This is a genomic window from Gelidibacter sp. (genome assembly GCF_053579655.1).
The window spans coordinates 1-20,421 of sequence record NZ_JBMDWE010000052.1 but is presented as its reverse complement, the minus strand read 5'-3'; the positions used below and the strand labels follow the sequence as shown (position 1 = coordinate 20,421).

The 20,421-nt window shown below is 37.3% G+C and carries 16 protein-coding genes; 12 read left to right on the top strand and 4 right to left on the bottom strand.

Annotated elements, in window-relative coordinates; genetic code table 11:
- The first annotated feature begins 247 nt into the window (after nucleotides 1–247).
- The 3 genes from ACOH2D_RS17190 (at nucleotide 248) to ACOH2D_RS17180 (ending at nucleotide 2,055) form a co-directional block, all read left to right on the top strand.
- Nucleotides 248–394 (top strand): hypothetical protein, encoded by a 147-nt coding sequence (locus tag ACOH2D_RS17190; RefSeq protein WP_449536012.1) that lies wholly within the window; start codon nucleotides 248–250, stop codon nucleotides 392–394.
- Nucleotides 395–980: 586 nt separating this feature from the next.
- Nucleotides 981–1,850: a cation diffusion facilitator family transporter gene (locus ACOH2D_RS17185; protein ID WP_348035329.1), complete on the top strand. Its 870-nt coding sequence runs from the start codon at nucleotides 981–983 to the stop codon at nucleotides 1,848–1,850.
- Between the two features lie 58 nt (nucleotides 1,851–1,908).
- On the top strand, nucleotides 1,909–2,055 hold the full coding sequence (locus ACOH2D_RS17180) for a hypothetical protein (protein ID WP_348035330.1): 147 nt from the start codon (nucleotides 1,909–1,911) through the stop codon (nucleotides 2,053–2,055).
- 114 nt (nucleotides 2,056–2,169) lie between these two features.
- Here ACOH2D_RS17180 and ACOH2D_RS17175 read toward each other — a convergent pair whose 3' ends face one another.
- The 3 genes from ACOH2D_RS17175 to gldJ form a co-directional block, all read right to left on the bottom strand.
- Entirely contained in the window at nucleotides 2,170–3,450 is a 1,281-nt protein-coding gene (locus tag ACOH2D_RS17175) for a phenylacetate--CoA ligase family protein (RefSeq protein WP_449536011.1), read from the bottom strand.
- A gap of 732 nt (nucleotides 3,451–4,182) precedes the next feature.
- Nucleotides 4,183–5,466 carry a UDP-N-acetylmuramoyl-tripeptide--D-alanyl-D-alanine ligase gene (locus ACOH2D_RS17170; protein ID WP_449536010.1) on the bottom strand — a complete coding sequence of 428 codons (1,284 nt, stop codon included), beginning with the start codon at nucleotides 5,464–5,466 and terminating at the stop codon, nucleotides 4,183–4,185.
- A gap of 67 nt (nucleotides 5,467–5,533) precedes the next feature.
- Complete coding sequence (gene gldJ, locus ACOH2D_RS17165) at nucleotides 5,534–7,213, bottom strand: gliding motility lipoprotein GldJ (protein ID WP_348035333.1); 1,680 nt, start codon at nucleotides 7,211–7,213, stop codon at nucleotides 5,534–5,536.
- 326 nt (nucleotides 7,214–7,539) lie between these two features.
- Between gldJ and porU the strand changes: the two genes are divergently transcribed.
- The 9 genes from porU (at nucleotide 7,540) to ACOH2D_RS17120 (ending at nucleotide 19,866) form a co-directional block, all read left to right on the top strand.
- Nucleotides 7,540–11,400: a type IX secretion system sortase PorU gene (gene porU, locus ACOH2D_RS17160; RefSeq protein WP_449536009.1), complete on the top strand. Its 3,861-nt coding sequence runs from the start codon at nucleotides 7,540–7,542 to the stop codon at nucleotides 11,398–11,400.
- A gap of 63 nt (nucleotides 11,401–11,463) precedes the next feature.
- Nucleotides 11,464–12,669 carry a type IX secretion system outer membrane channel protein PorV gene (porV, locus tag ACOH2D_RS17155; RefSeq protein WP_348035335.1) on the top strand — a complete coding sequence of 402 codons (1,206 nt, stop codon included), beginning with the start codon at nucleotides 11,464–11,466 and terminating at the stop codon, nucleotides 12,667–12,669.
- Between the two features lie 99 nt (nucleotides 12,670–12,768).
- Nucleotides 12,769–13,251, top strand: a complete 483-nt coding sequence (cdd, locus tag ACOH2D_RS17150) for a cytidine deaminase (RefSeq protein ID WP_348035336.1) — start codon at nucleotides 12,769–12,771, stop codon at nucleotides 13,249–13,251.
- A gap of 199 nt (nucleotides 13,252–13,450) precedes the next feature.
- Nucleotides 13,451–14,449: a pyruvate dehydrogenase (acetyl-transferring) E1 component subunit alpha gene (pdhA, locus tag ACOH2D_RS17145; protein ID WP_348035337.1), complete on the top strand. Its 999-nt coding sequence runs from the start codon at nucleotides 13,451–13,453 to the stop codon at nucleotides 14,447–14,449.
- A 3-nt stretch (nucleotides 14,450–14,452) separates the two neighbouring features.
- Nucleotides 14,453–16,072, top strand: coding sequence for a pyruvate dehydrogenase complex dihydrolipoamide acetyltransferase (locus tag ACOH2D_RS17140; protein ID WP_348035338.1), 1,620 nt, complete (start codon nucleotides 14,453–14,455; stop codon nucleotides 16,070–16,072).
- Nucleotides 16,073–16,227: 155 nt separating this feature from the next.
- On the top strand, nucleotides 16,228–17,226 hold the full coding sequence (locus ACOH2D_RS17135; RefSeq protein ID WP_348035339.1) for a M28 family metallopeptidase: 999 nt from the start codon (nucleotides 16,228–16,230) through the stop codon (nucleotides 17,224–17,226).
- On the top strand, nucleotides 17,219–17,902 hold the full coding sequence (locus tag ACOH2D_RS17130; RefSeq protein ID WP_348035340.1) for an SDR family NAD(P)-dependent oxidoreductase: 684 nt from the start codon (nucleotides 17,219–17,221) through the stop codon (nucleotides 17,900–17,902). The genes ACOH2D_RS17135 and ACOH2D_RS17130 overlap by 8 nt, the downstream gene beginning before the upstream one ends.
- Nucleotides 17,903–17,904: 2 nt before the next feature.
- Nucleotides 17,905–18,543: an HAD family hydrolase gene (locus ACOH2D_RS17125; RefSeq protein ID WP_348035341.1), complete on the top strand. Its 639-nt coding sequence runs from the start codon at nucleotides 17,905–17,907 to the stop codon at nucleotides 18,541–18,543.
- 444 nt (nucleotides 18,544–18,987) lie between these two features.
- Nucleotides 18,988–19,866, top strand: a complete 879-nt coding sequence (locus tag ACOH2D_RS17120; protein WP_449536008.1) for a lysophospholipid acyltransferase family protein — start codon at nucleotides 18,988–18,990, stop codon at nucleotides 19,864–19,866.
- A 221-nt stretch (nucleotides 19,867–20,087) separates the two neighbouring features.
- Here the strand turns inward: ACOH2D_RS17120 and ACOH2D_RS17115 are convergent, their stop codons facing one another.
- Complete coding sequence (locus tag ACOH2D_RS17115) at nucleotides 20,088–20,294, bottom strand: hypervirulence associated TUDOR domain-containing protein (protein ID WP_348035343.1); 207 nt, start codon at nucleotides 20,292–20,294, stop codon at nucleotides 20,088–20,090.
- Nucleotides 20,295–20,421 lie beyond the last annotated feature (127 nt).

Genomic DNA, 20,421 nt, shown 5'->3' with positions numbered 1-20,421 from the left:
GGATTCTATTTGCAAAAGGGATCTTAATCTGGATCAACGCAGTTAATCCATTGCTGAAATTATAATTGAAATCAATTGTCAGACTTGAAGGTTTGCAGGAAACAAAAATCCGTAGTGCGCTGCTAAGCGCGCGGGATTCTATTTGCAAAAGGGATCTTAATCTGGATCAACGCAGTTAATCCATTGCTTAAATTATAATTGAAATCAATTGTCAGACTTGAAGGTTTGAGGGAAACAAAAATCCAAAGTGCTTTTTCAGCACTTTGGGATTCTATTTGCAGAAGCCATCTTGATCTGGAACAGCGCAGCTAATCCAAATAATGGAATTCCTGTAAAACTCAATGCCACGAGACTTGTAGGTTTGCAGGAAACAAAAATCGCAGTGCGCTGCTAAGTGCACGGGATTCTATATGCAGAAGCCATCTTGATCTGGAACAGCGCAGCCAATTCAAATAATTGAACTTCAGTAAAACTCAATGCCACGAGACTTGAAGGTTTGCAGGAAACAAAAATCGCAGTGCGCTGCTAAGTGCACGGGATTCTATTTGCGGAAGCCATCTTGATCTGGAACAGCGCAGCCAATTCAAATAATTGAACTTCAGTAAAACTCAATGCCACGAGACTTGAAGGTTTGCAGGAAACAAAAATCGCAGTGCACTGCTCAGCGCACGGGATTTTATTTTCAGAAGCGGTCTTGATCTGGAACAACGTAGTTAATCCAAATAATTGAACTTCAGTAAAGCCCAAGCCGCGAGACTTGCCGGTTTGCAAGAAGCAATATACCTAAAAACCTCTCTCATTACATCCTAAAAAGATTTATCTTTATCATCTAAAAATTAGCGGAAAGCTTTTTATAAATTCTCACAGGTCTTGAAGGTTCCACTAAGATTTAATTTTTATCAAGCTGTTATATTTTTAAATGAGCGTCGGTTATAAAATATCGCTAGACACAAAAAGATATTAGGCATCCAAAAAACAGAATGAAAAACGAGCAAACGGCCATACGCACCACTTATTTCAGTATCATTGGAAATACTGTGTTAGCCATAATAAAAGGACTTGCGGGATTTTTTGGTAATTCTTACGCCCTAATTGCCGATGCCATTGAATCGACAACAGATATTTTTGCTTCACTATTAGTTTTAATAGGTTTTAAATATGCCAAACGGCCAGCGGATGACAACCATCCCTATGGACATGGGAAAATTGAACCGTTAATTACATTTGCTGTGGTTGCCTTTCTTGTTGTTTCTGCAACAATAATAGCCTATACAAGTATTCAAAACATTCAAACGCCTCATGAAACCCCAGAATCTTGGACTTTGATTGTGTTGGGGCTTATCATTGTTTGGAAAGAACTGTCATTTCAAATTGTTATTAAGAAAAGTAAACAAACAAAGAGCTCTTCACTTAAGGCTGATGCTTGGCATCATAGAAGTGATGCCATAACGTCGGTCATGGCTTTTATAGGAATTTCTATTGCCATCATATTTGGGAAAGGTTATGAAAACGCCGATGATTGGGCCGCTTTATTTGCTTCGGGCTTTATCTTATTTAATAGCTACTTAATTTTAAGACCAGCTTTAGGCGAGGTTATGGATGAACAGCTTTATGATGACCTAATCATGGAAATTAGGGAAAAATCCATCGAAGTACAGGGCGTTATGGGTACAGAAAAATGTTTTGTTCGAAAAGCGGGTATGAAATTTAATGTGGATTTGCACGCCATTGTGGATGGCGAAATTTCGGTAAAAGCCGGACACGATATTGCACATCAATTAAAAGATTATTTACGAAAACAAATACCGAGCTTAGGACACGTGCTCATTCATATTGAGCCAAACGAATAAGGGTTAAACCCAAAAACCTAAAAATGTAAATCGGATCAAATCCCTTAAATATACTCCCATGGCGAAACCCAAAGGTCAAAAAAACACCAAGAATAAGGCCAAGCACACGAAACTTCTTAATCGAAAAATAAATAAGAAAAAAGCTGAAAAGGAACTTCGGAAAGAACGGCTTAAAGCAATTGTTAAAAAAGCGAAAGAGCAGTGATGAGAAAAGGGGTAACGGCATCTTAGGAACGCATCTTCAAAAAATTTATAGATTTCAAATCTAGGTGCTGAAAAATTAATGGGAAAAATCAATAAAAGAACCAATAACCCTTTTTTAATCTGAGTTTTTCACATGCAAATTTACAGTTTGCCTGTGTTTGCCGGAATTCAATAAAGGGATACCATCAACGTAAATGAATTTAAATTCTGCGTCCATTCCTAAATGGGCTTTAAATTCGTTCACTAATTGTTTCTCTTTTGTAAAACCTCTAGGGCAGTTGATTTTAAATACATAAGATTTTTCGCCAACTTGTAGCAGTTGAAATTGTTCTATTTCCAAATAGTTCCAAATGGTGGTAGGAACGATGTATGTAGATGTTATTTCTCCAGAGGTATTAAATATAATGTCTGCCTTACGACCTTCAACAGTGGTGAGAAAAGTTTTTCCATCGCGCTTAACTTTAATACCCATATCTCCGGTATCGTACCTAATTATAGGCGTCGCGAAATTGTATAGATCTGTTAAAACAATACGGCCGAGGTAGCCATCTTCAATCGGTTCATCATGCTCTGGATGGAAAATTTCGACAAAATAACTAGCAGTATTTACTAGGAAGTCGTCACTATCAATTTCTTGTTGAGCGATAATACCATTTTCTAAATTGCTATACCTCGAAACAACTTGACATTTAAATAATTTTTGAAGTTTCCCACGCGTCACACTAGAAAGTCCTTCTGCCATAGTAATTACTCCTGAAAATTTACAGTGCAAATCATTTATATGATGCTTTTCGCAATATCTAATAATTTGCTCTAAGGCTGAAACATAACCTAAAACGGAATGGACTTCGTGTGATTTGTTTTTAAATTCCTTTATTAATTTTTTAATCTTTGCGTCCGTCAAATTCTTAACATCTATTGTCGAAATATTTTGCAATTTATATTGCAAAGAATGGTGCATCTTATCCTTAAGCCAGATCTTTAAGTAAACCAGTTTATTTCCTAAATGATAGCCACCTTTATTTCCAAAATAGAGAGCGTCTGCATAATTTCGTGATTTTTTATTTTTATCCTGATAAATTGTAAAGGGGGTTCCCGTTGAACCAGATGTTGTCATTTTAATTAAGTCTCTTTCTCTAAAATTGATGGCTCTGAATTCTGTAAAATTTGATCTTATTATAGACTTATTAACTATAGGGAAGTGGTTCAGGTTTTCGAAATCATTAGCTCGATAATATGGGACATTTTTCTTAACATGTAAGAGTAAATGGTCCAAAGCTATTGAGGAAAGGTCATTATTAGACTCAATATGATCTTTGATGTCAATATAATGCTCAGTTATTTTTGAACCATCGAGACGCTCTTTGATCTTAAATGAAATTTTTGTAATGTTCATGATATTAATTTTGCCAGTTAATTGAATCCCTCTAAGCAGGAGATCTTTTTTAATTTACATTAAATACCAAAAATACATTTGAAACAATTTAATATCTTGTGTCAGAACCAAAGAAGACTCTTTGCGCCTAGACTGATCCTTATGTTAAGGTAATCTAAATTGTCACTTCAGCCGCAAATTGGTTACCTTACTTATATGACCTTCTTTTGTCCAAATTTACCATAGAAATTAATACCTTCACTTGCGTCTGAAACTATGAGATATTTATTTTAGGGCTGTTCGTTCTCGTTAGTGTGCTCTTTTTCTTTGAAGTCGTCCGCAGTTTTTAACGAGGAGTTTAACGGAAGCCTTATAGTGCTGGAACCAAAAAAATGATTCTCTTAACGCGACTAGATGCTCAATCAAATTACCTTTATTATGGCCTAAACCGCATCACTCAGAAGCTTCCCTCTCCATTTTATATGATAAAGAAAATGTTCCATAGGAAGCCTTTAAGTGTTTTATAGGGGGTTTGTTATCACCTAAAGATATAGAATTTTATACAATGAAGAGGAAAAATCTTGCTGGAATTCTGTCAGATGAATAATCGCTCTGTTTTATGTAAATTTTGTAATTATCGATTCCATTACCGTTCAAATTTTCAACGCTAAGGCTTTAATTTTCTTTTGGAGTGAAAACTCAAAAGCTTTAGCATCTTTTGATATGGATTGGGATGGAAGGCGATGTCTTTTATTACAAAAGCTCTATAATCCGTTCCAAAGCCATCCCTCGAGAGCCTTTGATCAGCAAAAATGAATTCTTAACCGGATGGTTTTTAAGATTAAATTTTACATCGTCGAAAGTCTCAAACTTTTTGATTTTTTCGAGATTGACTTTCGTTTTGAAAAAATTCTTTCCAATCAGATAGACTTTTCCAAAGTCGTTTTTTTCAAGATAATCTACAATAAACTGATGTTCGCTTTCGGCTGTCTGGCCCAGTTCAAACATATCACCTAAAAAAATCGTTTTACGCTCTTGATGTAGTTGTTTGAAATTTTCTAGAGCGGCCAGCATACTCGTTGGATTGGCGTTATAGGCATCCATAATTATGGTATTGCTGCCTTTCTCTAAAATTTGTGATCGGTTATTGGTTGGAGTGTAATTTTCAATGGCACTTTTGATGTCTTTAGGATCCACTTTGAAATAAGAACCAATGGCAATAGCGACGGAAATGTTATTAAAGTTATAGTTGCCCGTAAGTTGACTTTTAATTACCGAGTCATTATAACGTAGCGTCACGTAGGGTTGCGTGTCGATAATTTCCAACATGGTATTGGCGGAAGTCAGCAATCCGAAGGTATAAACCTGATCGTAACCTTCGGTCTGTATAACTTGAAGGGGATCATTTTCATTAACAAAGATGGTTTTTTGATGTGTTTTCAAGTAATCATACAATTCTGATTTTGCTTTGATGACACCTTCTATACTGCCGAAACCTTCAAGATGCGCTTTGCCAAAATTGGTGATTAAGCCATAATCTGGCTGCGCAATCTTACATAACAATTCAATTTCTTTCGGATGATTGGCGCCCATTTCCACAATGCCAATTTCGGTGGTTTCGTTCATTTGTAGTAGGGTCAAAGGGACGCCTATATGATTATTTAAGTTGCCTTGGGTTGCCGTCGTTTTATGTTTTTTGGACAATACAGCATTAATTAATTCTTTGGTAGTGGTTTTTCCGTTACTTCCAGTAAGGGCAATAATAGGAGTGTTCAATTGGTTTCTATGAAAAGTGGCAAGCTCTTGTAAAGCTTCCAAAACGTTGTCAACTAATATATACCGGTCATCTGTGGCATACTGTTTTTCATCAACTACACAGTATTTCGCCCCAGAGGTTAAGGCGTTACTTGCAAATTGATTGCCGTTGAAATTTTCTCCTTTAAGTGCGAAAAAAAGACAGTCTTTTTCAATTTTTCTTGTGTCGGTGCAAACCACAGTGCATTTTTTAAAATGCTGGTAAAGTGTTTCTGTAATCATGAAATAAATGTAATAAAAAAGTCCTAACTCAGCGTTAGGACTTTTATGATTTTTAGTAATTTAAAAACTAGTGTCTTGTTTTATTTGAACTTTTTGATTTTGAACCTACTCTTGACATTGCGCATCGAAAACCAATATAGTCAGTGGCCATATCCTGTGGGAAGTAACGACGTTGTGCTGGATCAATCCAATAAACTCTGTCTTTCCAAGAACCACCTTTATAAACTCTTACGTTATCATTGATTAAAGAAGTTCTGTCATTCGATTTGTCATATAATTTAACAATTGCTCCAGTTGAATCGGTAGTTACTTGATGTTTTGGAGAATTGTACATCTGTCTGGTGCTAGAAACGTTAGTTTTGGCTTCCACGTCATCAAAATTATCACTGTAGTTACGTGATGATTTTCTGTCGCCATCTCTAAAGTTTCTGTTATCACTTGTGTCAAAGTTCGTTCTTAGGTAAGCATCATCAGCACTGATAGGCACTTGCAAAATAGTTCCTGGTAGATTTCTCGGAACAACTTTTCCGTTGCTTAAAGTATCATAAACAATATCTTCAGCAGTGACCACTTTTACGGTACCATCTTCGTTGATTGCGTTTTTAGTGTAAACGTTACCACGGAAGTAGTTGAAATCGTTAAACTCATCATCAACAATCGGTCTGTAAACATCGGCAACCCATTCGGCAACGTTTCCGGCCATGTCATAAATTCCAAAATCGTTGGGCAAATAGGATTTTACTTTATTTGTGATATCAGCGCCATCATCAGACCAACCTGAAATTCCGCCGTAATCACCTTTGCTTTGCTTGAAGTTTGCTAATTGATCACCTCTAGTCTGTCTTTTTCCAGAACGTGTGTATTGGCCACTCCAAGGGTATTTTTTTCTACCACGAATGGTGTTGTAGTTTCTTAATTCATTCAAGCCAAGGGCTGCATATTCCCATTCGGCTTCAGAAGGTAAACGGTATTCTGGAGATATAATTCCAGATTCTCTTTTTGCATAGACATTAATAGGATTGCCTTCAGCATCAGTTTGTCGTCTTTTTCTGCCACCCTCAAGGATTTCAGCGTTGCCACCGTAAGTTGAGCTAGGTGAATTGATATATGTATCTGTATTGAAATTAGCATCGGCATTCACATCTGTTATACGTGCATCTCGTTTTAAATAGCCACCTTTCTCCAAATACAATTCGTTAACTCTATCTGTTCTCCAGCTCGCAAAATCAACTGCTTGAATCCAACTTACACCAACCACAGGGTATTCACCATAACCTGGGTGACGCAAATAGTTTTCAGTCATCATTTCGCTATAACCAAGACGGTTTCTCCAAACTAAGGTGTCTGGTAAAGCACTTTGATAGATCAATTTGAAATTAGGATCATCTGGCGGATATACACGCTTGATCCAATCCAAATACTCTAAGTACATTTTGTTGGTAACCTCACTTTCATCCATATAAAAGGACTGAATGTGCTGTTGGCTCGGGGTGTTGTTCCAATCATGCATTGGGTCATCCTGCACTTTGCCCATGGTAAAGGTACCACCTTCAACAAAAACTAAACCCGGAGAGGTTTCTTGTTCTTTAAAACTGGTGTTGTATTGAAAGCCTCCATTCTTATCATTGATTTTCCATCCAGTAGCTCTGGATTGGTTTGATGAAGAAGACCTTTTACACCCAACCATTGCTAAAGAGAGCATTAGGGCAAATGCAATCCTTATATTAATGATGTCTTTCATAGCCATACTTTTTAAGTAAGTTGATTAAATTTAGTGACGCAATATAGTAATTAAAGAGAAACGAACAAGCGTTTTTTCCAAATAGATGCAAAAAATGTTGCATTTCATCCCTTTTTTTGGACATCACGTCGGATTTTTGGCGATTTCGTCGATGTATTTGATGTTTTAATAACGACGTAAGAAATTAAATATTGTTGTAGTTTTGGATAAAAACTAGAAATCTCATAATAACAACCATGAGCAACCGTTATTATTTCCATATATTTAGAGGGTTACGTTGCAGGCAAGGAATGAAATTGAGGTGTTTTTTTGATAAAGATCAATACAGGCTCATGAGAATAAAGTTACTATTATTTTTTGTTTTAATATCAGCGACAAGTCTTGGCCAAGAGAAGCGGTTTGACATTAAATGGAACGGAGCTATGGTGTTGGAAACAGGCTCCTCATCTATAACGGTGCCGTCTTTTGATAAAGACCATTTTAGTTTTGACATGCGCTCCGGACTAAAGTTTTTTGCCGAATGGGTTTCTGATGGAAATATCAATAAAAATTCGGTCATACTTTCTAACGTTTCCTATGCCGTAATTTCAGCCGATGAATTGAAATCCGTTCCTGAGGAAACCATTCCAACAACACCACAGTTGCTTTTTGAGAATACGATCGCTAGGGAAAAGACCAATGCCTACTTGGAATTGACTCCTATTATTAAGGAGAATGGAATTTACAAGAAAATCACTTCGTTTACGATCTTATATAATACTTTGGCCAATCGAAGTCCTAACAGTTATGCCAATCGAACCAACGCGATAAGTAATTCAGTGCTCAATTCAGGAACTTGGTACCGCTTTTATGTGGACAAATCAGGTGTCTTTAAATTGACCAAGAGTTTTTTGAATTCACTTGGTGTCAACACAAGTTCTGTAGATCCACGTACCATAAAAATTTATGGTAATGGCGGTGCAATGTTGCCACTGCCAAATTCAGAGCCTTATCCGATTGATCTTACTGAAAATGCCGTGACATTTATAGGCGAAGAAGACGGCGTTTTCAATAATGACGACTATATCTTATTCTATGCTGAAGGAACAACGGGGTTTAGTGAAGATAGTAACACGAATCTTAACGTGTTTACCGATAAGAGTTATTATTATGTCAATGTGAGTGGTGGCTTAGGTAAACGTATGCAAAAGCTGTCACAGCCTGCTGGGCCTGCAACGTATGTGGTCAATACCTTTCAGGATTATCAATTTCATGAAGTTGATAATGTCAATATTGTACGTTTGGGAAGACGATGGTTTGGCGAAAGGTTTGATATCGAAAATGAACAGAAGTTTGAATTTAAATTCCCAAATCTTATGACGACCGAACCAGCCCATTTTAAGGTTTATGCTGCATCAACCTCTGAAGGGCCTACAAACATGGAGGTTAAGGTCAATTCGAATGTAGTGACAAATTTTGGGTTCACGCCAATCAATTCATCTGTTTTGGCCAATGGAAGGTCTTTTAATGGTAATGTCATGTTAAGTTCGCCTGACGTTATTGTCAGTTTAAAATTTAATAATTCCGGAAACCCAAACTCTTATGGCTATTTGGATTATATCTCCATTGAGGCCACGCGAGGATTGGTTTTTGAAGGTAAACAACTTATTTTTAAAAACAATAAGGTGGCAAGCACTCCGGGTATTGTGGAGTATCGTATGACTAATGCCGCTTCAGTTTCAGAAATTTGGGATATTAGTAATAAATATGATGTGACCAGTGTGGAAAATCCCGATAGGAGTTCAACACTAAACTTTAAATCCGTTTCAGGAATTCCCAAAAAATACCTGGCAGTAACGCCCTCAGATTATTATGAGCCCAAAAGGGATAGTAAGACGAGTGTTAGTAATCAAAATATTAAAGGCACTATTTTTAAAGATGAACAAGGGCAGTTCAGGGATGTGGACTATATCATCATCTCACCAAATAATCTCCTTTCTCAAGCCGAACGCTTAGCACAAATCAATAGGGTTCAAAATAATCTCAATGTAAAAGTTGTGGCGCTCAATGAAATATACACGGAATTCAGTTCGGGCAATCAAGATGTAGCAGCCATCAGAAACTTAGTGCGCTATGTGTATCAGAATGCGAGTGCACCAGATAAAAGATTGAAATACCTGTGTCTTTTTGGCGATGCGTCCTTTGATTATAAGGATAGAATTCCCAACAACACCAATATTGTTCCTGCATGGCATGCCGTGGAAAGTTTTAGTTTGACCAATGCTTTCGTTTCTGACGATTTTTATGGGATGATGGATGAAAATGAGGGTGATATGGGAACTTCAAACAAATTAGATATTGCTGTAGGACGAATTTTGGTAGAGACCCCGCAACGCGCCAAAGAAATGGTGGATAAGATTGAGTTATATTATCAAGATGAATCCTATGGCAGCTGGAGAAATAATATTGTCGTGATTTCCGATGATGTTGATCAGGATTGGGAGCGCATTTTACAGGAAACTACCGATGAGATTGGTCGTAACATTTCCGCGGAAAAACCATTTCTAAATGTGGTAAAAATTCATTCTGACGCCTTTCAACAGGAAGCTTCTGCAAGTGGCGAACGTTATCCATCTGTAAACAAAGCCATTAAAGACGCTGTGGAAGTTGGAGCCTTGGTGGTCAATTATTTTGGGCATGGTGGCGAGGATGGATTGGCATCTGAGCGAATTTTTGATAAGAATGATTCGCAGGACATAAGAAACACCTGCAAGTTCAATTGTTTTGTTACCGTTACTTGTGAATATACGCGATTTGATAACCCCTTTCGTCCCACTGCAGGAGAATATACCTATTGGAATCCACAAGGAGGAGCCATTGGATTGATCACTACCACGCGACAAATTAGCGTGACCGTCGGTGTGACATTTAATTTGAAATTGCAGAAGTATCTTTTTGGTTTTGATTCCAACGATTACCCAACCATGGCCGAAGCTTTGCGTCTCACAAAAACAGATCCCGCCATTACTGGAATTCCGCAACAACGTTTGGTGTCTTTTATAGGGGATCCTGCTATGAGATTAGCATTTCCAAAGCCTAATATTCAGCTTACAAAAATTAATGATGTTCCCTTAGGTCAAACTAATGACACTTTAAAAGCATTGAGTAAAGTTAAAATGTCGGGCGAAGTTTTGGATCCTTCCGGAAATGTAATGAAGGGTTACAACGGTGTGCTTACGGCAACTATTTTCGATAAAAATATTGCACGCCAAACCTTGGGAAATAATGGAACGCGGCAAAATGGAGAATTAATCAAAATGGATTTCACCACCTTGGGGGAGAAAATATTTATAGGTCAGGCCAGCGTTAAAAATGGTGTTTTTGATTTTGAATTTGTCGTTCCAAGAGATATTGGTGTGCCAGTAGGGAAAGGCAAAGTAAGTTTTTATGCAAAATCAGAAACGCCTTTGCAAGATCAGGCGGGTGCAAACTTTGATGTATTGGTCGGTGGGATCAATAAAAACGCGCAAACGGATATTACTGGTCCTGTGGTGAAATTGTACATGAATGATGTGAATTTTGTGTCTGGTGGCATTACCAATGAAGCGCCCACATTGTTAGCAAAATTGGAAGACGAAAATGGTATCAATACCGCCAGTGGAATCGGGCATGATATTGTGGCCATCATTGATGGAGACGAAACCAATCCGTTTGTACTGAATGATTATTATAAAGCGCAAGTGGATGATTATACTAAAGGAGAGGTGACTTATCCGTTTCGGGATTTAGAACCTGGTCTTCATACTTTAACACTTAAAGCCTGGGATGTTTATAATAACTCAGGAGTTTCTGAAATTCAGTTTGTTGTGCATGATAAAGATGATGAATTGAAGATTGAAAACGTTTTAAATTACCCTAATCCGTTCATTAATTACACAGAATTTTGGTTCAACCACAATAGTTCGCAACCTTTAGACGTTTCTATACAGATATTCACCATTTCCGGTAAGTTGGTAAAGACCATAAATAGCCAAACAAATGCAGGTGGTTGTTGTAACGAAGGAGCTTCGGCACTGTCGAGAGATATTGTTTGGGATGGTCGCGATGATTTTGGAGATAAAATTGGAAAAGGGATTTACGTCTATAAGCTTAAAGTAAGATCCAATCAACTGAACAAGCAGGTTGAAAAGATTCAAAAACTTGTAATACTTTAATATTAATTTATATTTGTTAAATACTTGGGCATCAAAGCTTCCAATAAAATACTCACTGACCTTATGAAAAAATACGTCTTAGCCGTTATCACCTTAACCATTTATAGTTTTTCTTCTGCACAGGAAACGATAATATTTGATAATCAGTCGACAGTAATTACTACTGGCGTTCCATTTTTATTAATTGCCTCAGATGCTCGTGCCGCAGGGATGGGAGATATGGGCGTGGCAACTTCTGTGGATGCTTTTTCCCAACAATGGAATGCATCCAAGTATGCTTTTTCTGAATCGAAATCAGGAATAGCGGTAAGCTATACGCCTTATCTAAGCAAATTGGTTAATGATATTTTCTTAGGAAACGTTACTTATTTTAACAGAATCAATGAAAGAAGTGCCTTTGCAGCAAGTTTTAAATACTTCAGTTTAGGACAAATAGAATTGGTGCAGGATGAATTTTCAGAAGCGCTTATTGCGCAACCCAATGAGATGACCATTGATGCTTCGTATTCTTTACGCTTGGCTAATCAATTCTCAATGGCGGTGGGTTTGCGTTATTTGCGATCGGATTTAAAAATTCAAGCCTTGGATAATTCAGCAGAAGCTGCAAGTTCAGTAGCTGTTGATATTTCTGGGTTTTACCAAAGCGAAGAAGAAGCTTATGATAGTTTTAACGGAAGAACCCGTTTAGGTTTTGCCATTCAAAATTTAGGTCCGAAGATTAAATATAATGATGCCGGAAAAGAAAACTTTTTGCCAACCAATTTAAGACTTGGCGGAGGTTTTGATTTTATTTTTGATGAATACAACACCTTGGCTTTAACCGCTGAGGTCACAAAACTATTGGTTCCAACACCACCTCTTTATGGTTTTGTTGATTTAAATGGTGATGGTAAACAAGCTACCGATGGAAGTGAGCCAACTATTATTGCTAAAGGGAAATCTCCAGATGTGAACTTTCTAAAGGGAATTTTCCAATCTTTTGGCGATGCTCCGGGAGGTTTCAATGAAGAGATGAAAGAATTCACTTGGGCATTGGGCGCCGAGTATAGATATCAAGATGCATTTGCTTTTAGAACCGGTTATTTTAATGAAAGTGATGAAAAAGGTGGGCGTAAATTTTTTGCTTTAGGTGCCGGCTTTAAGTATACCTCCATGAATATTGACATGTCTTATTTGTTTTCAGCTTCAAAGGTTCAAAGTCCGTTGGAAGGGACTTTACGTTTTTCTCTGACTTTCAATTTTGGAGGTGGTGAATACAGAGAGTATTAGAAAACAGTTAAATTAAATTCCAAAAAAACTATTGTTATTTAAAGCAATAGTTTTTTTGTTTGAAAATGAATCGTATTTTTAAAAATAGATAAACAATATATGAAGGAACTTAAAATTGAAACCATACTTAACGTCTATGATACATTAGATGAACTTCCTAAAGATGTCATTGCGCTCATGGCAAAAGCATCGGAAGCTAGAGATAAATCCTATTCTCCCTATTCAAATTTCAGTGTAGGGACAGCAATTCTTCTTGAAAACAACGAAGTTGTCACAGGAAGTAATCAGGAAAACGCCTCCTATCCATCAGGTCTTTGCGCTGAACGCACCGCCATTTTTTATGCAGGAGCGCAATTTCCCAATGTTAAAATCATCCGTATGGCGATTATAGCAGGATCAAAATTGAAAACGACTGATCAACCCATTCCACCTTGTGGCGCCTGTCGCCAATCCATTGCAGAATATGAAGTAAAGCAAGATTCGCCTATTGAAATTTATTATATGGGAGAGGTGGGAAAAGTAGTCCGATCGCATTCTTTGGCCAATTTACTGCCCTTGGTGTTTGATAATAGCGTTCTATAACGATTTCGTAGAAATTTTACGATTTTCAGCTTTTTCATTACTCCTTAATGTGTTACTTTTGTTATCCGTTTAGTGAAGCACAGTTTAAGGGTTTGAAAAACGAATCAAAAACTGAAAGCGGAACTAATCCCGCGTTGCGGGATCTTCAGTTCTCTAAACAGAACTAATTAAGTATTTAATTTTTTAGAAATTATTTCGGATGCAAAAGATTACAAAAGAGGTTTACCTCAAATGGTATGAAGACATGTTGTTCTGGAGAAAGTTTGAAGACAAACTTGCTGCAGTCTATATTCAACAAAAAGTAAGAGGATTTCTTCACTTGTATAATGGGCAGGAGGCTATTTTAGCTGGTGCTTTGCACGCCATGGACCTGACAAAGGATAAAATGATTACGGCTTATCGTAACCACGTTCAACCTATTGGTATGGGAGAAGATCCACGACGTGTTATGGCAGAATTATATGGTAAAGCTACAGGGACTTCTCAAGGTCTTGGAGGCTCCATGCATATTTTCTCAAAGGAACACCGTTTCTATGGTGGTCATGGTATTGTTGGAGGTCAAATTCCGTTAGGTGCTGGGATTGCTTTTGGAGATAAATATCATGGTATTGATGCCGTGACTTTATGTTGTTTTGGTGATGGTGCAGCGCGTCAAGGTTCTTTGCATGAGGCTTTTAATTTAGCGATGTTGTGGAAGTTACCAGTCGTGTTTGTTTGTGAAAATAACGGTTATGCTATGGGAACGTCTGTAGCGCGTACGGCCAACCATACAGATATTTGGAAACTTGGTTTAGGTTATGAAATGCCTTGTGGACCTGTTGACGGAATGAATCCAGTAAAAGTGGCGGAGGCTTTTGACGAAGCGATCAAACGTGCAAGACGTGGCGATGGTCCTACATTTTTGGAGTTGAAAACTTACCGATATAGAGGACACTCGATGAGTGACGCTCAACATTACAGAACTAAAGAAGAGGTTGCTGAGTATCAGAAAATAGATCCAATCACGCAAGTGAAAGATATCATCCTTGAGGAGAAGTATGCGACTGAAGACGATCTGAAAGTAATTGATCAACGTGTTAAGGATCTCGTTGCAGAATGTGAGAAATTCGCTGATGAGTCTCCATATCCAGACAAAAGCGTCATGTACGATGCCGTTTATGAGCAGGAAGATTATCCATTTATACAACACAAAATATAAGCTATGGCAGAAGTAATAAATATGCCGCGTTTGAGTGATACCATGGAAGAAGGAACTGTGGCAGCGTGGTTAAAAAAAGTAGGAGATAAGATACAAGAAGGCGATATTTTGGCTGAAATCGAAACCGATAAAGCGACGATGGAGTTTGAATCTTTTCATGAAGGTACATTGCTGTATATTGGAATCCAAGAAGGTGAAACCACTAAGGTTGACGAGTTATTGGCCATTATTGGAGAAGAAGGCGAAGATATTTCCGATTTAATCGCAGGTGGTTCATCTGATAAAAAAGAAGAAAAGTCTGAGGCTAAGGCTTCCGAAGAGATGTCGTCAAACGATGCTGAGGAAACTTCAGGAAATGATGATTTGCCAGAAGGTGTTATCGTTGTAACTATGCCGCGTTTGAGTGACACGATGGAAGAAGGTACTGTGGCAACATGGCTCAAAAAAGTAGGAGATAACGTTGAAGAAGGCGATATCCTTGCAGAAATTGAAACCGACAAAGCTACCATGGAATTCGAATCATTCCAATCAGGGACTTTGCTGTTTATAGGATTAGATGAAGGCGAAAGTGCCAAAGTCGATTCGTTATTGGCAATTATAGGCCCAAAAGGAACCGATGTTTCTGGTATAGCCAAAAATTTCAAGACTGGTGGTTCTGATAAAAAAGCAGCTGCGCCCCAAAAAGAAGCCACGAAACCACTTGTAAAAGAAGCTTCAAGTTCAGTTTCAACTTCGACTTCAAGTTCAAGTTCAAGTTCTGATTCTAGCCGTGTCTTCGTTTCGCCATTGGCTAAAAAAATAGCCGAAGAAAAGGGAATCAACTTAGCACAAGTTAAAGGTTCTGGTGAAAACGGACGTATCATTAAACGCGATATTGAAAATTATACTCCTGAAGTAATTGCCGCTCCAACAGCAGTTGGACAGGTTGCAACATCAGGAAAAGAGGATTTTGAGGAAAAGCCAAACTCGCAAATGCGTAAAGTGATTGCAAAACGTTTAGCGGAATCTAAATTTACAGCGCCGCATTATTATTTGAACGTCGAGTTTGATATGGATAATGCTATTGCTTTTAGAGAGCAAGTCAACGCAATTCCAGATACAAAAATATCATTTAATGATATGGTTGTTAAAGCCTGTGCCTTGGCATTGAAACAACATCCACAAGTCAATTCACAATGGTTTGCGGATAAGATGCGCTTAAACCATCATGTTCATGTCGGTGTAGCAGTTGCTGTTGAGGATGGCTTGGTAGTTCCGGTAGTTAAATTTGCAAATGAATTGAGTTTGTCTCAAATTGGAGCAGCAGTTAAAGATTTTGCAGGACGTTCAAGAAGCAAAAAATTGACGCCTCAGGAAATGGAAGGCAGTACGTTTACCGTTTCTAATTTAGGAATGTTTGGTATCGAAAGTTTTACCTCGATCATCAATCAACCGAATTCAGCAATTTTATCTGTTGGTGCGATAGTTGAAAAACCAGTAGTTAAAAATGGACAAATTGTGGTTGGCCAAACTATGAAACTTTCTTTGGCATGTGACCATAGAACGGTTGATGGTGCTACAGGCGCACAATTCCTTCAAACCTTAAAAGGATATATTGAAAATCCGGTGTCGATGTTAATATAATTGTAAAGTGATTGATTTTGTCAGAATGAGCGTCTATCTTGCTTCATTCAAGAGTTATCAAACACTATATAAAATGAATTAATAACTATATTAAAATCCTGTTTCAGCATAATGAAGCAGGATTTTTTTTATGACACAACTGAATAAGAAGGGATATGAAAAACATTCTATTAATCGGTACCGTTCTCATTATGGTTTCCTGTAAAACCAAGATACGGGAGTCTTCTGAAAACGATGGAAACGATCTTACTTTGATGGAGCAACCATCAGACATTGAGACCTTGAATTTTGTAACCCCTGATGAACTTAAAGAAACGGTATATTATCTCGCTTCCGATGAATTGGAAGGTCGTGCAACGGGATCAGAAGGCATAGAAAAAGCTGCAGTTTATATTGAGAATAAGCTCAAATCCTATAAGGTTCAACCTTATTTTGATACTTACCGCGATTACTACAAAGCTAATGGCTTGGACGCATCGAATGTTGTGGGATACATCGAAGGCAATGATCCAGTTTTGAAAAATGAATTCATCATTCTCGGTGCCCATTACGATCATATCGGCATTGTGAAAGCAGTTGTTGGCGACTCTATTGCCAACGGAGCCAATGATGATGCCTCGGGTGTTGCGGCGGTTTTAGCAATGGCACGCTATTTTGCGACCAAGAAGAACATTAAGCGCAGTATTCTTTTTACACTTTATTCTGGTGAAGAAATTGGTTTATTAGGATCTAAGCATTTAGCAGAACGCTTAAAAGAGCAGCACATCAATCTTTACGCCATGATCAATTTTGAAATGATTGGTGTGCCTATGGTGGATAAAAATTATGAGGCTTATTTTACAGGCCATGATCTTTCTAATATGGCCACAAAAATGAATGACTATGTGGGATATACTCTTTTGGATGAATTACCAAAGGCAAAAGAATTTCAGTTGTTTTACCGATCTGATAATTATCCGTTTTACAAAGCTTTTAATAAACCGAGTCATGCCATTTCAACCTTTGATTTTACTAATTTTGATCACTACCATGAAGTAGGTGATGAAGCCGGATTAATGGATTATGAGTTTATGGCCGATTTGGTCAATAAATTAATTCCAGCATTTGAAACCATGAGCAATTCAACAACCCAAGAAATTAAAATGAATGAGTAAACATATTATAATAACAGGTACCAGCAGAGGAATAGGCTATGAATTGGTCAAATTATTTGCGAAGCAAGGCCATCAGGTTTTGGCACTGTCTCGAAATGATCGCCCTATAAAGGCTTTAAAATTGAAGAATGTAACGGCATTCTGTTTTGATTTGGGCGATATGGAGGCCTATCAAAAAGTGGAAGCATTTATTTTAGAAGAGTGGAAGCATGTCGACGTGTTGATCAACAACGCAGGACTAGTGCTTAATAAACCTTTTGCAAAAACGACAATCAGTGACTTTGAAGAAGTCTATCGTACTAATGTGTATGGCGTTGCCGAGTTGACGCGAGTTTTGATTCCGTATATGGCAAAAAACAGTCATGTGGTGACCATAAGTTCCATGGGCGGTGTTCAAGGAAGTATGAAGTTCCCAGGACTTGCTGCCTACAGTTCCAGTAAAGCTGCTGTGATTACTTTAACAGAATTACTTGCTGAAGAATATAAGGATTCCGGGATTGCGTTTAATGTGTTGGCCCTTGGCGCTGTTCAAACCGAAATGTTAGAAGAAGCTTTTCCAGGTTATAAAGCACCTTTAAAACCAGCAGAAATGGCCGATTATATTGTCGATTTTTCATTGAAAGGGCAAAAGTTTTATAACGGAAAATTGCTTCAAGTTTCCAATTCAACTCCATAATTATGTCTAAGTATAAGTGCGTCATTTTTGATTGTGATGGCGTTTTAGTAGATAGTGAACCCATCGCAAACCGAGTTTTGGTAGATATGGCTAACGAATTGGGAGCTAATATCGATCTGGATTATGCCTTAAAAAACTTTAAAGGCACTTCCATGCAGCGCTGTCAGGAACAAATTGCAGAATTGGTGCCTCAAAGGTTGCCAGAGGATTTTCTTCCAAGGTTTAGAGAACGAAGCTTTGAATCGTTTCGACAAAATATTCAACCTGTAGATGGAATTGCTGAAGTTTTGGAAAATTTGGACATTCCATTTTGTGTGGCATCAAGCGGTCCTGAAAATAAAATTCGGCTCAATTTAGAATTAACCGGTTTATTACCTCATTTTGAGGATAAAATTTTCAGTTGTTTTACCGTTAGAAAATGGAAGCCTGATCCTGCGGTTTTTCTTTGGGCTGCGGAAACCATGGGATTTAAACCCAAAGAATGTATTGTGATTGAAGACAGCATTAGTGGCGTCAATGCTGCTAAAAATGGCGGTTTCGATGTTTTTGGATTTGCTGCACATGACTATAACAACGAACTTGAAGGCCATGCGACTTTGACCTTTAGCGATATGTCAGAGGTTTTGGAGTTAATTGGCTAAAAAGTTAGAAATATTTTTAAAACCCCCGATTATAGAGCTTTTCTAAAAAGCTGTTGTGTTCTTGGCCATTTTTAAGTTACATTAGAAATCTTCGTTCAATAAATTTGCGGGCTTCAAAAGTGTGCTGGTTAAAATGTAAAACTACTATAGTTTTTGAGGTGCTTTTAGATATTGATGTAGAAACAATATGCGAAATCACTGAAACCAATTATAAAAAAGTTGCCCTTAAATTAAATTAAAATATTGAAGTGGATGTAATTCAATCAATTAAAGCTTAAATTAGAGTTGTTATTTGATATTTAATAAAAGTGAAAAGCTCTTGATAAATCGTAACGATTTTTGAAATCGCTTAAAGAACGAATAGACTAAATAGAGTTGGAAAGTAATTTCAAACACCATTTATTTTATTTGTACGCTTAGTTAGTATTATAAAATCATCTGCATATGATTTACGGCATACTCTATCCACTGTCCCTATTACCATTGAAAGTATTGTATTTGCTTTCAGATTTTGTCTATTTCAATCTATATTATGTTTTTAAATACCGTAGAACGATCGTTTCTAAGCATATTATGAAATCATTTGGCGGCTTAAATGCAAATGAAAGAACGCAAATAGAAAAGGATTTTTACAGGAGTTTTTGCGACCATTTTATTGAAACCTTAAAGTTGCTTTCCATAAGCAAGGAGGACTTGCACAAGCGCATCACTGTAGACTATTCAGAAATAGAAAAAACCGTATCCGAAAACAAAAACTGTCATGTTTATTTAGGACATCAATTTAACTGGGAATGGGCAAATGCGCATATATCAAGCAGCTTGAATCACAATATTATTGTGGCCTACAAACCAATATCAAGCCCACAGTTTGACAAATTGATGCTGAGGATACGCGGTCGTTTTGGTTCAAAATTAGTCTCTTCAAAAAACATGAAAAAAGAAATTGAAAAATTGGGTAGCCAACCGCATGTGTTAATTTTGGTTGCGGATCAAAATCCCAATATTCCCATGAAAAGCTTTTGGACCACATTTTTATCCCAAAAAACTGCTTTTCAAAACGGTCCTGAGATTTATACAGCCTCAAATAGAACAAGATCCTTTTTCGCAAACATAGTTAGAGAAAAAAGAGGATATTATAAAATGGAAGTGTCTCGACTTTTTGATTTTTCTGAACCTTATAAGACGGGTGTGATAACACAGCTTTATGCCAGAAAATTGGAGGAATCCATAATTGATAATCCGGAAAATTACCTATGGAGTCATCGACGATGGAAACACGAGTATAAAGACGAATATATTAAAAGGTCTGTTGAGAGTTTGTAGTGGTACCAAGAGCTTAAAAATTAATATGGTTTCATTTTTAATAGAAACTATTTAAAACAATCAACCCATATCTATTTGATAGAAAAAGCTACACTATTGAAATTTCTAATAAAAACTCGGATGTCAACCTATATTCCACGATTCAAAGAGCGTGACGTGTTTATATAAGTATTAAAAATAGAGGTTGAGGTAAAACAAAATTTACACTGTAAAAGCACCTCTTAAATTTTTGTGAGCGCTGTTCCTTTGTGTGCCGCAATATGATCGGTTTTATCACTTTTAATTTCATATTGTGGCTCATCTTTGTTGGCGTGATGTGTGTAGCCTTTAAAATCGAAATCAGAATGGTGCACTTTGATGATTTTACCCGAAACATGTCCGGCTTCTGAATTCCATGTGACATGATCGCCTACTTTAAATGTGGTCATAATAGTGAAGTTTTAATTCTGTCCTCAGAAGGTAGTGATTTAAAACTCAACTCAATTTTTTTTGTGAGGAATCAAAGGTTATCTAGATAATGGATTTTCTGCAGACTGATGATTGACTGAAAATCAG

Coding starts and splice junctions, on each gene's coding strand:
- ACOH2D_RS17125 (WP_348035341.1), top strand. CDS start 17,905: ATGTCTAAGTATAAGTGCGTCATTTTTGATTGTGATGGCGTTTTAGTA.
- ACOH2D_RS17180 (WP_348035330.1), top strand. CDS start 1,909: ATGGCGAAACCCAAAGGTCAAAAAAACACCAAGAATAAGGCCAAGCAC.
- ACOH2D_RS17120 (WP_449536008.1), top strand. CDS start 18,988: ATGATTTACGGCATACTCTATCCACTGTCCCTATTACCATTGAAAGTA.
- ACOH2D_RS17185 (WP_348035329.1), top strand. CDS start 981: ATGAAAAACGAGCAAACGGCCATACGCACCACTTATTTCAGTATCATT.
- cdd (WP_348035336.1), top strand. CDS start 12,769: ATGAAGGAACTTAAAATTGAAACCATACTTAACGTCTATGATACATTA.
- ACOH2D_RS17135 (WP_348035339.1), top strand. CDS start 16,228: ATGAAAAACATTCTATTAATCGGTACCGTTCTCATTATGGTTTCCTGT.
- ACOH2D_RS17140 (WP_348035338.1), top strand. CDS start 14,453: ATGGCAGAAGTAATAAATATGCCGCGTTTGAGTGATACCATGGAAGAA.
- ACOH2D_RS17170 (WP_449536010.1), bottom strand. CDS start 5,466: ATGATTACAGAAACACTTTACCAGCATTTTAAAAAATGCACTGTGGTT.
- gldJ (WP_348035333.1), bottom strand. CDS start 7,213: ATGGCTATGAAAGACATCATTAATATAAGGATTGCATTTGCCCTAATG.
- pdhA (WP_348035337.1), top strand. CDS start 13,451: ATGCAAAAGATTACAAAAGAGGTTTACCTCAAATGGTATGAAGACATG.
- ACOH2D_RS17130 (WP_348035340.1), top strand. CDS start 17,219: ATGAGTAAACATATTATAATAACAGGTACCAGCAGAGGAATAGGCTAT.
- ACOH2D_RS17175 (WP_449536011.1), bottom strand. CDS start 3,450: ATGAACATTACAAAAATTTCATTTAAGATCAAAGAGCGTCTCGATGGT.
- porV (WP_348035335.1), top strand. CDS start 11,464: ATGAAAAAATACGTCTTAGCCGTTATCACCTTAACCATTTATAGTTTT.
- ACOH2D_RS17115 (WP_348035343.1), bottom strand. CDS start 20,294: ATGACCACATTTAAAGTAGGCGATCATGTCACATGGAATTCAGAAGCC.
- porU (WP_449536009.1), top strand. CDS start 7,540: ATGAGAATAAAGTTACTATTATTTTTTGTTTTAATATCAGCGACAAGT.